The sequence below is a fragment of the Nitrosarchaeum koreense MY1 genome, assembly GCF_000220175.1.
Taxonomy (GTDB): Archaea; Thermoproteota; Nitrososphaeria; order Nitrososphaerales; family Nitrosopumilaceae; genus Nitrosarchaeum; species Nitrosarchaeum koreense.
The window spans coordinates 1,185,073-1,199,864 of record NZ_AFPU01000001.1 but is presented as its reverse complement, the minus strand read 5'-3'; the positions used below and the strand labels follow the sequence as shown (position 1 = coordinate 1,199,864).

Genomic DNA, 14,792 nt, shown 5'->3' with positions numbered 1-14,792 from the left:
AGGTGGTAAATTAATTGTAATACCTTACAAGAATGGAAATGTTATAAAAAATATCAAAATTATACTGTTCACTGCAGTAATTATTATTCCAATTCTAAAAAACTCCTTAAAAGTAAAAGTTACTCTGTGTCTTCTTTCTGCAGTTTCTAAAATTATCACATTACTTGCAGCCCCTAGTATAGTTAATGTTCCAGCAATCGTACTTCCTGCAGCTAGCGCAATCCATGGTATTGTATCAATTGCAGAAAATCCATAGTTTTGTAAAATTGGGATAGATAATGCAACAAATGGCACATTACTGACTACCTGGCTTGTTAGAATACTCGTTCCGATTATGTTAATTGATGCCGTAGCTGAGTTTGGATTTTGGTCAAATGGTAAAAGCATTTGAAACAATTCTATGATTCCACCATTCCATACTCCTTGCATAAACACAAACATTGCTAAAAAAAATACAATTATCTGCCAATTGATTCCTTTTACTATTTGTCTTCTTTTATTGCCAATTACCAACAATGCAAGTCCTCCAAATATTGCAACATGACTAAAATTCAATTCTGTTGAGATGCCGAATAATTTTATCAATCCTGTGACAAAAAACCCTATTATAGTAATCATGATTAGAATTGAGGATTTTTTTGCAAGACTAGAATCTAAAATTATTTTTGGAGATGTTATTTGTAGCATGACTGCACTTGAAAATTCCTTTTTGTAATACCATTTCAGAATAAAAAACGTAACAAGCAAACAGGTAATAGTTGGCAAAAAGAGATACCTAAGAAAAGTAAACAAAGGAAACTCCATTCCACTATGAAGCGAAATCAACAAGTTTTGGGGGTTTCCCATTGGTGTCATCATACTGCCTATGGTAATTCCAAATGCTAAACAAATCAACATTGGAGCTGGACGAATGTTCATTGGTTTTGCCAATCCAATAACGATAGGAGTTGCTACAAGAGCAATTGTATCATTGATTAGAAATGCAGATAATAATCCCATCACAAACAAAATAAAAAATAAAATTTGATTAGGTGTCTTTGCAAATGACAAAATTCTAGTTACAATTTGGTTTAACATTCCTGAAGATTCTAATCCTGAAACTAGAATGAACATCCCAAGAAGAAAAAATATCACATCAAAATTTATGGCTAAAAATGCATCTTCAGGAGTTATGATCTGCAAAACCAATACTGTGATAGCACCACAAGACATACTTGCCCAAATTGGAATATTTATTCCCCTTACATTTCTAAAAATAATTAATCCATATACAATTACAAAAACTATTAGAATTGAGAAAAAACTAGAATCAAAATCCATTTTTATTTTCTATTTTAGTATGACGTTTTAAAGATATGATTTGACTGATATCCTAGATCTTTAAACTGATTTGTGTGTGCCGTGGTACCGTTTTTTGATAAAAATTGATTATGCTTATAAACAAAAGTGGTGGGTATCTAACTAACTTGACAAAACTCATGATGAGTTCTGTGATGTGAAATCTAAAATAATTTCATCCCAAAAACGGTTCAGGCCTTTGCGGATTCGAACCTAAAATTAACATATTATAAAATATGTTCTACATTTGTTTGGTTTTGATGTATTCTATGCTTGGCTCTAACTCGTAATTTTGTATTACAACAAATACAGCGAATAAACTCTGTTTGCAAAAAACGGGCACAAATTGAGCACCATTTTAATCCATTTTGATACTTTAATCCTCCGTCAAATCGTTTTGTTTTAAAATCTACACATTGTCCCTTACATCTTGGTGCCAAGATAAATCTACAAAATCTATTCCAGATAAGATTGATGTATACAATTACTTGCAAATGTTTGCACAATAAACGTCTTCATTAAAAGTAATATTGAACCATTTGTTTTGTGGACAGAACTATTACCATGATGATTGTAGTTGCATGCTTTGGTGTTGCCCTTGGTATGGTTTTTTTCGTAATGGATACTCCATTACAGTCGTTTGCAGAAAATCAATCTGTCCACAATTCTCCCATAACACGAACCTATACTGTTATAGCTGAAGATACTACACTTGAGATTGCTCCTGATACTAGAGTTGAAGCTTGGACATACAATGGAACTATCCCTGGTCCAACATTAAGAGCAACAGAGGGAGACAGAGTGATTATTAATTTTATCAACAATGGAAAATTACCGCATACAATGCATTTTCATGGTGATCATAATGAAAAAAATGACGGCGTATTTCAAGAAGTTCTTCCAGGAGAATCATACACTTATGACTTTATTGCAGAACCAGCTGGTGCTTTTATGTATCACTGCCATGTAATGCCAGTATCATCTCATATCAGAAATGGATTGTATGGTGCATTCATTGTAGACCCAAAAGAAGGAGTGGAACCTGCCAGAGAATATGTTCTAGTCAAAGGAGAGTATGATTTAGAAGACCAAGAGACGTGGACACCAGATTATGTTTTCTTTAATGGATACGCTGATCAATATTGGTCTAACCCATTACCTGCAGTTACAAATGAGTTAGTTAGATTATACTATATTGACATGGGTGCAATACCTGCATTTGGATTTCATATTCATGGAACAATCTTTGATACTATAATATCTGGTATTTGGGAAAATGAACCAATTAAAACTCAAACATGGGAGGTAAGTCCTGGAAATGCTGCAATATTTGAGGCTAAATGGAAGGAGCCTGGAAGGTATCTATTTCATTTACACGGAACTCCTGAGGAGCGAGGCACAATGGCATACTTTGATGTAAAAAATCCACCGACAAATGCAATTGATGGGATAGATGTTTCAAAAACAAAATCAATTGATATGTGGAATTGGCAAAAACAAATCTTGACTGATTTGCAACAAGCAGATTCTGATGCAAAGATTACGCAAACAACTACAGTTACATCTGGACATGAACAACATAATATTCTAGCTCAAATTCAAGTTGAGTCTGAAATAATTGAGACAAATATTTGTGATATTGAAAAAGACTCTGCTGTAAAGACATCCAATAAATCATACTATCCTAAACTAACTCAGATAAAATCAGGAGATACTATTTCGTGGACAAACAAAGACGTATCGGTTCATACTGTAACAAGTAAAGACGATTTATTTGATTCTGGAATGATGATGCCAGGCGATACATTTAAGCAAAAATTTGCTGATGTTGGGTTGTATGACTATTATTGTATGCTTCATCCATGGATGACTGGAACAATAAAGTCAGTATGATTATTTTTCAAATACAATTTTCATCATATTGTCATTTATTTCAGAATCTATCTTTTTTTCTAAAACATCATTGAAAATTAATTGTAGTACTGTTTTGTGATACAATGACCAATTGTATCCTAAATCATGTTTTATGATATAGGTATGTTTTCTATTTTCTTCTGTATGATTCATTTCAAAATCTGAAATCTTCATTCTTGTTACAAACCATGATACAAACGAATCAATATCCATAGTTCCTTTCATAAAAGTTGCAATATCTGATACTATGCTATGTCCAATTTTTTCTGCCAATTCAACAGTTTCTTTCTCAGTTAATTTTTTAAACAATGCACTTACAATTGGTTTTGCAATTGGTACCATGCCTACTTTAGGCTCAAACATATCCCATTCTGTATATCTTGAAAAAATCCTATTGGCTAAAACATTCAAGCTTATTCCTTGAGATTCTGATTCTTTCCTAATCTTATCTAAAATATTACTGTCTAGTCTAAATGACATAGTTTCTGTCTTCTTTTTTTGTTCATCAGTCAAGTGTTATCCTGCAATCATTGTTCATTAATAATGTGTTTTGATCTCTAATCGTAATTACAAAAATAATGTTACTAGCCAAGCCGCTAGCATCAAAATAATCTCTTAGGTGAGTCCCTACGGCGCTGAATCTAGGATTGAAGGATTGATAGGATTCATCTTTATTCCACTCTTTTGTAAATCACTCTAAATTCTTGGGCAATACTATAAGCCAAATTCAAAAATTGAGTTAATTGATTCATCGATGTTTTTCCTTTACTAAATTGTTTTAATATTATAAATGACTTGAGATAGAAATTTTGAGGTGGCTCTACATCGCCTTTCCATATGGAAAAACATTCTTCTACATCAAGACACATGTGAAGAATAAACTCACTCCATTCAGATAAAATGATTTGTCCAGGTATGTGGTTTAACACTGACTCTGCTATGGTTCTTAATTCGTGACGTCTATTAATCAAAAGTAATTCTATTGCCTTTTCTACTTTTATGTTATCTGAATATCCGTATCTTCGTAAAAAATCTTGATTATTTTGTATTGCTTGCATATTGTGCTATGCATTATAATTTTGTATTAATGGTATTAACAGATTCAGCTGATTCATCATAACATTTGTTGAGTATCATCTATCATTAAGAATTACATAATGTATTGTATGAATAATAATGTAGAAAAATTTGCCAGCCCATGGAGCACACTGATTCATGTACCGTTCAAAAAAGTGGTGAAACATGATCTTTTTTTGTTGGGGATTGGAGCAATAATCTGGATTGGGTTCGAAGTTTTAGTTTACGGAAAGGTAATTGGAGTATGAACATGAGAATCATGAAAAAGATTTGCATCATGTGTGGAAGGTTTCATAGCTCTGATGTGTCAAGTAGTACGCAGTATGACTATTGCTCAAAGAGTTGCAAGCTTGACATTTGATCATTTTTTACATGTTAAAATGGTCTTTAGAACTTAGTGAATAACAAATGAATTATGCCATCACAAGTAAATAATAAAAAGACTAAGGGGAACCAGCAATTAGGTAAACGCCTATTCCTATTCCTATAACAATGCCAATTCCGATACATAATAGATCAAATGCAACCACTTTTCTAAAAGATGCATGAACCATTTTATCCCACGAACTTTCTTTTTTAATCTCATCAGGCATAATCTGTATTCAGAATATGTTGTGTATTATAGTTAGCGTATTCAGACCATCACTAATGAGACAATTTGAATGAGATACCGCTCTAAGCTGAATTTATGATGATACAGCTGTTTTTGATACTAACTATCATTAATCTTGGTGAGCATTAGGAATAATGAAAATGAATCCAAGATGCAATCACAAAAATACTGTGCATGACACAAGTACACGAGAAATATTGTGTGTTGCCTGTGGAATAGTTACAAATGGTTTTAAGACATTTGTAAACAGGAATCCTACCAAAACAAGAAAAAAATATGTTAGAACATTCCACAAAAAAACAATAAAAGGGTAAATCGACATTAATCAGATATATTTTTGATTAAAAGTTTCTATCATCATAGCAAATAGTTAGAAATCTGTCAAAATTTCCTATTTATCCCAACATTTTTTTTGAAAATTAGCATGTTGTATATTACAATGTAATCTTGTAAATTAACAGATACAGCTTAATCATCATAACATTTGATGAGTACAGTCTATCATTAAGCAGTGTGTATTACATAATATGAACAACAATATTCAAACACAAAAATCAATCAGCACTTGGGACATGATGGTACATGCTCCAATCAAAAAGGTTGTAAAATTCGGTCTTATCTGCACTGGAATTGGTGTAGTGATTGGGATTGGATTGGGGGCATTTATCGTGCTAGAAATGCCAGGAGTATGAAAAAATGATCGATTTAGTACAGGAAATAAAACATAAGAAAAGACAAAGTCTGAAAAGAATGCCAAGGCACAAAACATCTTATTATTTATTTCACATAGTTGCAGTGGTTTCAATTATTTTACTCACCATCATGTTGTGAGGAAGAATAATTGTCTCACAAAACTCACAATCATCAAAAAACAGAATCAATGATAAAAAATGTAAAAAAGAGAACTGTGGAGACAACATGTTTTGTGTGTGGAATTGAAATCATTCAATATTATAGTGATAGTTACAAAGGAGAACGAGGATGGTGCCTTGGATGTGGATCAGATTTTCCACTGGAGTGAATCTATTCTTCTTTTAGTTTGCTTTCCCTGAATGTACCTGAATTGTGCCAACTATATCTGAAATAGTCAAGACACCACTCATGAAATCTAACATCGTTTCCATAAAACGCATACCCGATGTTTGATTCACCTTTTCTGTCAGGAAATGAGACACATGCCTCTTTTTCATTTAAGGCAACTACTACCAAAACTTGTTTTGACATTTTTCTTTCAACTATTCCATTTTCTAAGAGACTACTAAAACCAAATTTCTCCAACGTCTTTTTTCTTCCCCTTGGAACGATACAATCTTCTGACAAAATGTAGTTTATCTTTACTTTATCATCTTTAGCTTTTTTTATCAAAGGTTCTATAAGATCATTTGAAACCTCTGAATGCATTTCATAGATGTATTCGTTAGCGTTTTTGTAAATTGATTTCCACTGTTCGATCACTTTGGTAAAACCCTTGATGTAAGTTCCAGTTGACAGTGCACCTATACGTTCGATAAATTTTACAGGAAGATCTCCAAAGTCATGTTCCTGGAAATACTTTCTATTATTTGAGAAAAACATCATTGTAGGAATCTGAGTGCACATTGTAGTTCCATAAATTGTAAGATGATAGTAACCCTCATTATCTTTTTCAATAAATCCTGATTTTGCCAATCTCTCAAAGTTTCTGTGGACTTCCTGTACGGTAGAATCAAGTGTCTTTGCCATTGGGGACACTTTTGATTTTTCTTGCATCAAGTGAAACAAAATATCAAGTCGCTGCTCGCTTGCAAGATCCAGAAAGTCACTACTTGCACTCTTGTAGTTATTTCCCATTTTATTATTTACAGGCGTACAGAATCTAAACCTTGCTTCAACAAGGGTCTAGCATCTGTGCAAAACAACTATCGTCTGTCACCCGAAAAATTTTTTTTACCAATTCTTTTGAATCTGTCTTGTTGGAAGATATGACAAGCACAGTTCCATAAATGGTGGGAATTGTTAGCGTTGTGATTTTCTCTCTTTCGGTGATGCAATGACCAAATCTGCCAAGATTCTTATCGTGATCGCTTTGCATTGATATGTATAGCCTGGCTTGCATACATATCATATCCAAATCTATGTTTTCTAGATTTTGTATCATCTTGTTTTGCTTTTTGGCAAAGTCAACCAATCTTCCGTGGTCATTGATTATTCCAACAAATAAGACATTCTGATCCAAACGCAAGATAGATTTGCACAAGTTTAGATAACTTGTCTTATCAAGATGAGAAATCATTTTCATTTCATTTCTCATTGCATTTTGCTCATAAAAAGTCAATTGCGGAATAACTCCATAAAGTTACAATCTAGGCAAATTTTTGCTTGAACTTTTTTCCATGGTTGTTCTACATTTACTGCTACGTTTGTGTTGCTAACAATAATTTGGTTTGAACACTTTGGGCATTTTTCCATGTCTATGTTATGTTTTGGTTATTCATTAGTTCAGGTAACAAATTTAGCTGTATTTTCACAGTTACAGCTGAACAAAACAATCTCAAAGGTTATTGAAACTAAATAATTAAAATCACGCCTTTTTGTGTCACTTTTATCTATCATGACATTGGCAGAAGATGGTTCTGATGCTCAAGTCTTAGGATTGGGAATATCTGTAATTTTGTTGAACTTGGGAATATACATTGCAGCCCCCGCTGTAACTGTCTGGCAGATTAAAAAACGAATTTAAATAATTATTTTTACATAGTCATTATATCGTTGAATTTTTAATTACTAATGTGAATGATATTCCTATTGATCAAAATGCCAAAATAGGTCAAGTTCATCTTAAAGTATCTGACATTAACAAATCTCTGGAATTTTACAAATCCTTTCTTGGTTTTAAAATAGTTGAACAAACAGATCATTCTGTATTTCTTTCATGTGATGGTAAACTGCCTTATCTTGTTGCTCTTTCTACTGCAAAACCTCTTGATTTGACTCCAAGAGCTGGATTGTATCATTTTGCAATACTACTTCCACATAGAGAAGATTTGGGTGATTTTCTCTCACATTTACTAAAACACAAAGATACGATAAAGATTGATGGTTTTTCAGACCATCTTGTATCTGAAGCAATTTACATTCGTGATCCTGACAATATTGGAATAGAAATTTACTGCGACCGAATACCATCTGAATGGAAATGGAATAGTAACCAAGTGGTGATGTCAATAGAACCCCTCGATATGGAAGGATTACTTGCAGAATCAACTAAATCTTGGAATGAATTTCCAACTGATACATCAATAGGACATGTTCACTTACATGTGTCTAATCTTGCAAAGGCAAAGAAATTCTATTCAGAAGTTTTAGGTCTTTCAAATACTGCAAGCATGAAAGGTGCATTGTTTTTTGCAGCAGGAAAATATCATCATCATATTGCCACTAATATTTGGCTTGGAGAAGACATATCACAAGCATCACCAGAATCTGTAGGATTGGATTACTTTACAATTCAATTTTCAAACAGAGACAAACTAGGTAATGTGATAAAAACATTAGAATCTCATAAAATAGATGTGAATGATTTAGGAGATGGTTCATTTAGTATATTCGATAATGACAAAATATCAATTCATTTGACTATTCAATAATATTCTTATCTTACTGCAAACATGAATTGATTCCACTGACAAATTTGTATTTTTAATAATTAGAAATTGTTACTGTTTCATTATTATCTCGTTGTTTGGTGTCATACGATATTTCCATTAGATGATATGATTTAAGGGTTGAAAGAATATTTTGCTGGTATCTGGATTTTTCCTTCAAAAACCATAATGGCGAAGAATATTATTATAAAAAAAGAAAAATTCTAAACCTTGATTTCTGTTGCATTTGCTTTGAATCCTATCTTTATGTGAGATCCATCGCAATGAGGTTTGTTATTTGATGCACCACATCTGCACAAGGCAGCTACTTTTTTCCCATCAACTTCTATGAGACATGGACCATTTTCAGTTGCCTTAATTACGATTTTTGTCATTGTTGGGGGTACGCTTTACTTTGTAATAATAATTGCCAAATTCCATTTTTCAGGGTATTTGGGATAAACTTGACACTGAGAACACGTTAGTATAACATGATGAAAACTCCAAAAAGAAATAACAACACAAATCCTTTTAATTTTACATTGTTAATAATCAACATTGGAAAAAAGTTGGTCAGATATTGGTTTAGTTGACTCGCTAAAAGATCCGCCATTAAGAGAAATCACAGTGCAGGGAAAACCTGTTGCATTATCATACAAAGACGGACAGTTTGGTGCAATATTGGGGGTATGTACACATGTCGGAGGACCACTTGGCAAAGGAAAACTAGAAGGAGATTACATTGTATGTCCTTGGCATTATTGGCAGTTTCATAGAACAACAGGTTCTGCTCAACCAGGATATGAAGACAAAGTTTCACAATATGAGCTCAAAATTGAAAACAATCATCTTTTCATAAATACTGTTCCAATAACTAAAGGACACAAAAGTGTACATCCACCTCATCTGCTTGCAAGAGATGTAAAACGAGAGGAGGGTCCAATCAGAGTGGTTGGAATATCAACTACAATTATGGATTCTAAAAATCCACGCTATTCGACTTCAGATAAATTACTTGAAGTTGCAATTAACCACGCAAAAAATGAACTTGGAGCACAAACCATGTTTATCCGCCTAAATGATTTAAAATTCAGAGCGTGTGAGGGATTTTATTCTAAAAGTGCCTTTGCTTGCACTTGGCCTTGCTCCATTACACAAATGGATGAGACAGACCAGCTTACTCAGGTGTATGAGGCATTGATTCATTGGGCTGATGTGGTAATTGTCGCAACACCTATTCGCTGGGGTGCTGCAAGTTCTCTATATCACAAAATGATTGAGAGGATGAACTGTGTTCAGAATCAGATTACAATAAACAACAAGGTTTTGATTCAAAACAAGGTTGCCTCTTTTATCATAACTGGAGGACAGGACAATGTACAAGATGTTGCAGGGCACATGTTGGGATTTTTCTCAGAGATTGGATTTGTGTTTCCTCCATTTCCATTTATTGCTCATACGAGAGGATGGGATGCAGAAGACATGGAAAACAATATTGCTTATGTTGCAGAAAGTGATGATCTAAAAAATGGCGCAAAGGATCTAGTTCGAAGAAGCATAGATATGGCAAAAATAGTATTACAGCAACATCTAAGTCAAGAAGAAATTGTAAAAGCAGGAAGAAAGGCCCAACATCTCACAATTAATGAAGAGTTATAGCGACATAATGAAGATAATTCGAAAAAATGAACACCGTACATTAGAGCATACCCCCACTTTATTTTTTTGATATATCCATAACATAACAAGAGTTTCTTTTTTATTTTTAAATCAATTTTCACACCTATCTGCGTCCATTTTATTTCCCATAATGGTGGTCGAGTCCCTGTGGAATTGAATCTATAGTGGGAGTATCTAACTAACTTGACAGAACTCATTAATGGTATTCGTTGATCTTAGCCTTATCTCCAATTCCTACTAGATTTTCTATTCAGAACTTTTTTATTAATTTTTTCTGTTTCTTTCAATAATTAGTAATATTATACATTTTCTTGTATTTTCTTTAAGAATTAGATCAGATTCATTTAAAATTTTATTAAAATAAGATATTTTTATCTTTGAATTTAATTGCGATTTCACTCTTCATTCAAATAGATAAAAAATAACACTGTAAATAAAATATTTTGACATCTGATAATATGCTTATGGTGTTGAATCTCTCGTTGGTCATATGTCTCAATGAATTTAGGGATTGAACTACTGGGGGATCTGGCATTTTTGTTAATAGCATGTGCAGGTGTAGGAACACTGGCATATGTTTTACGGCAGCCGTTGATTCTTGGCTTTCTTGCCGCAGGTATACTGATTGGTCCGTTTGGTCCGTTCAGTCTTATCAAAAATATTGACATGTTAAATAATTTTTCAGATATTGCAATCGTTTTGTTATTGTTTGGTGTTGGATTGACATTCCCCTTATCTAAATTACGTAATGTTGGAAAAGTTGGAGTTACAATTGCAGTAATCGAGGTAATGGTAATGCTTGGAATCGGATTTGTAATAGGGCAGTTGTTTGGATGGTCCTTTTATGATTCAATGTTCTTAGCTGCTGCTCTATCAATCAGTTCTACGGCTGTAATAATCAAGGTGTTGGAAGATAGGGGAAGTATTGAAACTACTTCTGGAATGTTATTGACTGGGGTTTTGATAATTGAAGACATTATCGCTATAATCTTGATAAGTACATTACATTCTGGAGTAGTTACTGGTTCTTTTGAATATTCAGTCGTAATATGGACAATTGCAAAAATTGGCATATTTTTTGCAGTTACACTAGGTCTTGGAATTTTGTTAGTTCCAAAATTGTTTGGTCTTATTGCAAAACTAGAAAGATTTGAGATAACTATGACCTTTGCATTAGGACTAGCATTTGGCTTGTCTTTTCTGACTCATGAACTTGGATTTTCAGCTGCCACGGGAGCATTTTTGGCAGGTGTTATGATTGCAGGTTCTAAATTTTCTGATGATGTATCTACTCTGATTACTCCGATCAGAGAAGTATTTGTTGCAATATTTTTTGTAACGATTGGCGCTTTGATGAATTTATCTGCAATAGGGACATTTTGGATTCCAATTATTGTGATTACAATATTGACAATATTTGGAAAAATTCTTGGTGTGTATATGGGAGTAAAACTTTTTGGCAGTGGCAAACAATATGCACTTGCCATAGGTCTAAGCATGGCGTCATTAGGGGAGTTTTCATTTATTGTGTTGAAAACAGGAATGGATCTAGGAGTAGTGAGTGATAACCTCTTTCCGATAGTTGGCATGGTAGTTGTATTAACTACATTCCTTGGTGTATTGATGGCAAAAAAAGGAATAAAGACAGTAGAACTATACGAATGATAAAAATTTTAAAAGATACTAAAATGTACGATTAACATATTCAATTACTCATTGTGTTGATTTTAGATATTATATTCGATAAATGATTTAGTTTATTTAACATAAAATTAAGAAAGTTATGTGGAATTTGACATTGTTTCCATCCTTGGACCAATATCAAATAAGATTCTTGCAGAACCCACTCATTCGGAATTAATAGTTCAAGATTTTGCAGTCATAATGATAATTGCATCTGTCATGGCACTCATTTCATTTAAGCTAAAACAACCAATGGTAATTGCATATATCGCTGCAGGAATGATAATTGGTCCATACACCCCTCCTTTTAGCTTAATTACAAATCTGGAGATCCTCAATGTTTTTGCAGAAATTGGAATTATTGTATTGCTATTTGTAATTGGAATGGGATTTCCTATAGAAAAACTGAAAAACATTGGAAAAAAGGCAACAATTATCGCATCTGCGGAAGCTTTAGGAACTTTTGCGTTAGGTTATTTCGCTGCTCAGGCTATGGGCTTTTCTTCATTTGATAGTATGTTTGTAGCCCTTGCCATCTCTGTAACAAGCACTGTAATTGTGATGCGCGTTTTAGAAGAAATGGGTTTAGTTGATGATAAATCATTTAATCTTATTGTTGGTGTTTCGATAATTGAAGATATAATTATAATTTCAATGTTAGCTGTTATACAATCAGTTGTAGCTACCGAACAGTTATCTTACACTGAAGTTGGTGTGGCAATTGGATTTGTTCTTGCATTCATAATTGGAGCAATAGTGGTAGGAACTAGAACTGTTCCATATTATACAAGAATTGTAAAAAAAACTGGACATAATGAATTCATACTTGTAGCAATGCTTGGTCTTGCATTTGGATTATCAGTGATTGCCTTTAAACTTGGAATATCCGTTGCTACTGGTGCTTTTTTTGCAGGTGTTCTTGTAGCTGGAACTAAAATAGGAATTCCTACAAAAGCAATGGCTATACCAATCAGAGATATGTTTGCAGCTTTATTTTTCATATCGGTGGGAGCACTCATGGATGTTAAACAGCTACCTTTGTTTATTCTTCCAGCTATTGCGCTTATTCTAGTGTCTATCTCTTCTAAGTTTTTCACCGTTTGGATTTCTGCTAAATTGTTAGGATTTAATAAAAAAATATCTTTTCGTTCGGGAATTGGTTTGTCTTCATCAGGAGGCGAATTAGCGTTAGTTGCTGCAAAAGGTGGTGCAGATGTATCTGTAACTAGCTCAATGCTCCTACCGCTTGTAGGAACTATGACGATAATTACCACATTTCTATCACCATATATTATTAAATATGGATGGAAGTTTTCTGAAAGATTTGGAAAAGATGAATCTGTAGACAAAACATCAAGCTAATGAGTTTCACATATTTAGAAATAAAAATTATATTTTGATTTTCACACCTATCTGCGTCCATTTTATTTCCCATAATGGTATGTGAGTCACTGTGGAGTTGAACCCTACTGCGGCATCATTCTTTTAGTTTGAAACTCTCACTTCAAAACATACTGCCAATGAGTTGTGTCAAATAGGTTAGACACCCCCTCTGTTCCATTTAATTGAGAATTCTAAGACTGGGCTCAACTTTCAGGAACAACTCTAATTTTTCAGAATCTTCTTTCCTGTCATACATGTCCAGATAGGTAGTATGACCTACCATAGCATGAGCTACATCTGTATCATGGACTCTTCTAGCTCGAATAAAAAAATAGGATCTAAACGTATGAAGCGATATGTGATGTCTTTTGGTTGACTCGTATTTTGCAGTCAATCCTGCACGATCTTTTGCAAATATGGCATATTTTAGGCATGTTTGTAATTTCTTTGTCTTTAGTGACAATCCCATTATGTCTCAAAATTGCTTCATCCACATCTGCGTCAACCAAGTGAACGTATCTAGCAGGCATTCGTGATACAGAAGACCACCCATGACGTTTCTTTAGTTGTGCTTCTGTAAGAAATCTAGCTGAATTTGTTGCCTCAGAATGGCGAAATAGATTCAAATAGATTCGCTTTGAGATCTTTGTCTTTTCGCAAACTTTCTTTACAATTTGTCTTGCACTAGCTGCACTGAGTTGTTTTCCAAAATCTCTTTTTGACATGTTAATCCATAATGGTGCATTAGGACTTTCTTTTAGTGGATGAGAATCCATCCATAAGGAAAGGTTTGGTGTGGAGCGAATTAGTCTAACTGGTCTAGCTCCTGTCTTACCATCGACATGAATAATTGCACCATATTCATCAAATTTTACATGTTTAATTTTTAGAGTCAGCAATTCTCCAGGTCTTGTCCCCGCTTCACATTGAACATCAATCAATGCTCTGTCTCTGAGACTACCCGAACAACCCAGTAATAATTTTTCTCTATCTTCATCTGTAATCAGATCTTCTCTAACTATCTTATCTCTTATTTTTCCAAGTTTTACTTTCTTTGTCTCTTCAGGATCCCCCACATCATTTAATTCCCTTGAGCCAAGCTTGAACCATCTGAAAAATATCTTTAGAACTTTTTTGTGATCATAGGAATAGTTTGATTCCTGTCCATTGGATTCCGCAAACTGTTCCATTATTTTTGAAACCAAAATATCAATATCGTCTTTAGTTACTTGACTCCATTCCTTTTCAACTAATTTTGATAAGATGTAAAGTGTTTGCAGATGCTTTCGTCTTGTCCCCTTTGCCTTTGAGGTGTTAATCATTACCCTGTCGTATTTGTGAATTAACTCCACTGTATTTTTTGGAAGGTCATTTTCTATTCGTCTAAAGATTCCCTGAATCTGTATATCGTACGAGTAGATGTCAGATGTAGGCTTTTCTGGCTGTAATTTAGGCATAAACCATCAGAGTGATTGTCAGGG

The 14,792-nt window shown here is 33.6% G+C and carries 17 protein-coding genes; 8 read left to right on the top strand and 9 right to left on the bottom strand.

Translation table 11 applies throughout. The features are described 5' to 3' along the window. Nucleotides 1-24: 24 nt before the first annotated feature. Both MY1_RS06935 and MY1_RS09605 read right to left on the bottom strand, forming a co-directional pair. Nucleotides 25-1,320, bottom strand: a complete 1,296-nt coding sequence (locus MY1_RS06935; protein ID WP_007551192.1) for an ArsB/NhaD family transporter — start codon at nt 1,318-1,320, stop codon at nt 25-27. A gap of 245 nt (nt 1,321-1,565) precedes the next feature. Beyond that, nucleotides 1,566-1,778 (bottom strand): hypothetical protein, encoded by a 213-nt coding sequence (locus MY1_RS09605; protein ID WP_117439751.1) that lies wholly within the window; start codon nt 1,776-1,778, stop codon nt 1,566-1,568. A gap of 106 nt (nt 1,779-1,884) precedes the next feature. Between MY1_RS09605 and MY1_RS06930 the strand changes: the two genes are divergently transcribed. After that, on the top strand, nt 1,885-3,231 hold the full coding sequence (locus MY1_RS06930) for a multicopper oxidase domain-containing protein (RefSeq protein ID WP_048109971.1): 1,347 nt from the start codon (nt 1,885-1,887) through the stop codon (nt 3,229-3,231). On the opposite strand, the gene MY1_RS06925 is transcribed toward MY1_RS06930, so the two are convergent. From MY1_RS06925 to MY1_RS09920, 3 genes are all read right to left on the bottom strand, one after another. After that, nucleotides 3,232-3,765 carry a hypothetical protein gene (locus tag MY1_RS06925; protein ID WP_007551190.1) on the bottom strand — a complete coding sequence of 178 codons (534 nt, stop codon included), beginning with the start codon at nt 3,763-3,765 and terminating at the stop codon, nt 3,232-3,234. It lies immediately after the preceding gene. Between the two features lie 158 nt (nt 3,766-3,923). Beyond that, nucleotides 3,924-4,310 carry a hypothetical protein gene (locus MY1_RS06920; RefSeq protein ID WP_007551188.1) on the bottom strand — a complete coding sequence of 129 codons (387 nt, stop codon included), beginning with the start codon at nt 4,308-4,310 and terminating at the stop codon, nt 3,924-3,926. A 462-nt stretch (nt 4,311-4,772) separates the two neighbouring features. Continuing rightward, complete coding sequence (locus MY1_RS09920; RefSeq protein ID WP_007551185.1) at nt 4,773-4,922, bottom strand: hypothetical protein; 150 nt, start codon at nt 4,920-4,922, stop codon at nt 4,773-4,775. Nucleotides 4,923-5,469: 547 nt separating this feature from the next. Here MY1_RS09920 and MY1_RS09715 point away from each other — a divergent pair. Next, nucleotides 5,470-5,634 carry a hypothetical protein gene (locus MY1_RS09715; protein WP_007551183.1) on the top strand — a complete coding sequence of 55 codons (165 nt, stop codon included), beginning with the start codon at nt 5,470-5,472 and terminating at the stop codon, nt 5,632-5,634. Between the two features lie 149 nt (nt 5,635-5,783). Then, nucleotides 5,784-5,963: a hypothetical protein gene (locus MY1_RS06910; RefSeq protein ID WP_007551182.1), complete on the top strand. Its 180-nt coding sequence runs from the start codon at nt 5,784-5,786 to the stop codon at nt 5,961-5,963. 2 nt (nt 5,964-5,965) lie between these two features. Here MY1_RS06910 and MY1_RS06905 read toward each other — a convergent pair whose 3' ends face one another. Together MY1_RS06905 and MY1_RS06900 are read right to left on the bottom strand one after the other, a co-directional pair. Next, nucleotides 5,966-6,772, bottom strand: coding sequence for a helix-turn-helix transcriptional regulator (locus tag MY1_RS06905; protein WP_048109966.1), 807 nt, complete (start codon nt 6,770-6,772; stop codon nt 5,966-5,968). Nucleotides 6,773-6,809: 37 nt separating this feature from the next. Further along, nucleotides 6,810-7,256, bottom strand: a complete 447-nt coding sequence (locus tag MY1_RS06900) for a hypothetical protein (RefSeq protein WP_007551179.1) — start codon at nt 7,254-7,256, stop codon at nt 6,810-6,812. A gap of 282 nt (nt 7,257-7,538) precedes the next feature. Between MY1_RS06900 and MY1_RS10120 the strand changes: the two genes are divergently transcribed. Next, nucleotides 7,539-7,661 (top strand): hypothetical protein, encoded by a 123-nt coding sequence (locus MY1_RS10120; RefSeq protein WP_258167252.1) that lies wholly within the window; start codon nt 7,539-7,541, stop codon nt 7,659-7,661. Between the two features lie 49 nt (nt 7,662-7,710). Beyond that, entirely contained in the window at nt 7,711-8,568 is an 858-nt protein-coding gene (locus tag MY1_RS06895; protein WP_007551176.1) for a VOC family protein, read from the top strand. Nucleotides 8,569-8,789: 221 nt separating this feature from the next. Here the strand turns inward: MY1_RS06895 and MY1_RS09545 are convergent, their stop codons facing one another. Continuing rightward, nucleotides 8,790-8,960 carry a CDGSH iron-sulfur domain-containing protein gene (locus MY1_RS09545; RefSeq protein WP_007551175.1) on the bottom strand — a complete coding sequence of 57 codons (171 nt, stop codon included), beginning with the start codon at nt 8,958-8,960 and terminating at the stop codon, nt 8,790-8,792. A 163-nt stretch (nt 8,961-9,123) separates the two neighbouring features. On the opposite strand from MY1_RS09545, the gene MY1_RS06885 reads away from it, so the two are divergent. The 3 genes from MY1_RS06885 (at nt 9,124) to MY1_RS06875 (ending at nt 13,290) form a co-directional block, all read left to right on the top strand. Beyond that, nucleotides 9,124-10,224: a Rieske 2Fe-2S domain-containing protein gene (locus MY1_RS06885; RefSeq protein ID WP_007551174.1), complete on the top strand. Its 1,101-nt coding sequence runs from the start codon at nt 9,124-9,126 to the stop codon at nt 10,222-10,224. Nucleotides 10,225-10,782: 558 nt separating this feature from the next. Beyond that, nucleotides 10,783-11,910, top strand: coding sequence for a cation:proton antiporter (locus tag MY1_RS06880; protein WP_202795694.1), 1,128 nt, complete (start codon nt 10,783-10,785; stop codon nt 11,908-11,910). A 120-nt stretch (nt 11,911-12,030) separates the two neighbouring features. After that, nucleotides 12,031-13,290: a cation:proton antiporter gene (locus tag MY1_RS06875; protein ID WP_202795693.1), complete on the top strand. Its 1,260-nt coding sequence runs from the start codon at nt 12,031-12,033 to the stop codon at nt 13,288-13,290. A 359-nt stretch (nt 13,291-13,649) separates the two neighbouring features. Here the strand turns inward: MY1_RS06875 and MY1_RS06870 are convergent, their stop codons facing one another. Next, complete coding sequence (locus MY1_RS06870) at nt 13,650-14,768, bottom strand: tyrosine-type recombinase/integrase (protein WP_007551168.1); 1,119 nt, start codon at nt 14,766-14,768, stop codon at nt 13,650-13,652. Between the last annotated feature and the right edge of the window lie 24 nt (nt 14,769-14,792).

Bases quoted from the DNA above. Each gene is read 5' to 3' on its own strand.
- MY1_RS06935 (WP_007551192.1), bottom strand. From the start codon at position 1,320: ATGGATTTTGATTCTAGTTTTTTCTCAATTCTAATAGTTTTTGTAATT.
- MY1_RS06920 (WP_007551188.1), bottom strand. From the start codon at position 4,310: ATGCAAGCAATACAAAATAATCAAGATTTTTTACGAAGATACGGATAT.
- MY1_RS09920 (WP_007551185.1), bottom strand. From the start codon at position 4,922: ATGCCTGATGAGATTAAAAAAGAAAGTTCGTGGGATAAAATGGTTCAT.
- MY1_RS09715 (WP_007551183.1), top strand. From the start codon at position 5,470: ATGAACAACAATATTCAAACACAAAAATCAATCAGCACTTGGGACATG.
- MY1_RS06905 (WP_048109966.1), bottom strand. From the start codon at position 6,772: ATGGGAAATAACTACAAGAGTGCAAGTAGTGACTTTCTGGATCTTGCA.
- MY1_RS09545 (WP_007551175.1), bottom strand. From the start codon at position 8,960: ATGACAAAAATCGTAATTAAGGCAACTGAAAATGGTCCATGTCTCATA.
- MY1_RS06870 (WP_007551168.1), bottom strand. From the start codon at position 14,768: ATGCCTAAATTACAGCCAGAAAAGCCTACATCTGACATCTACTCGTAC.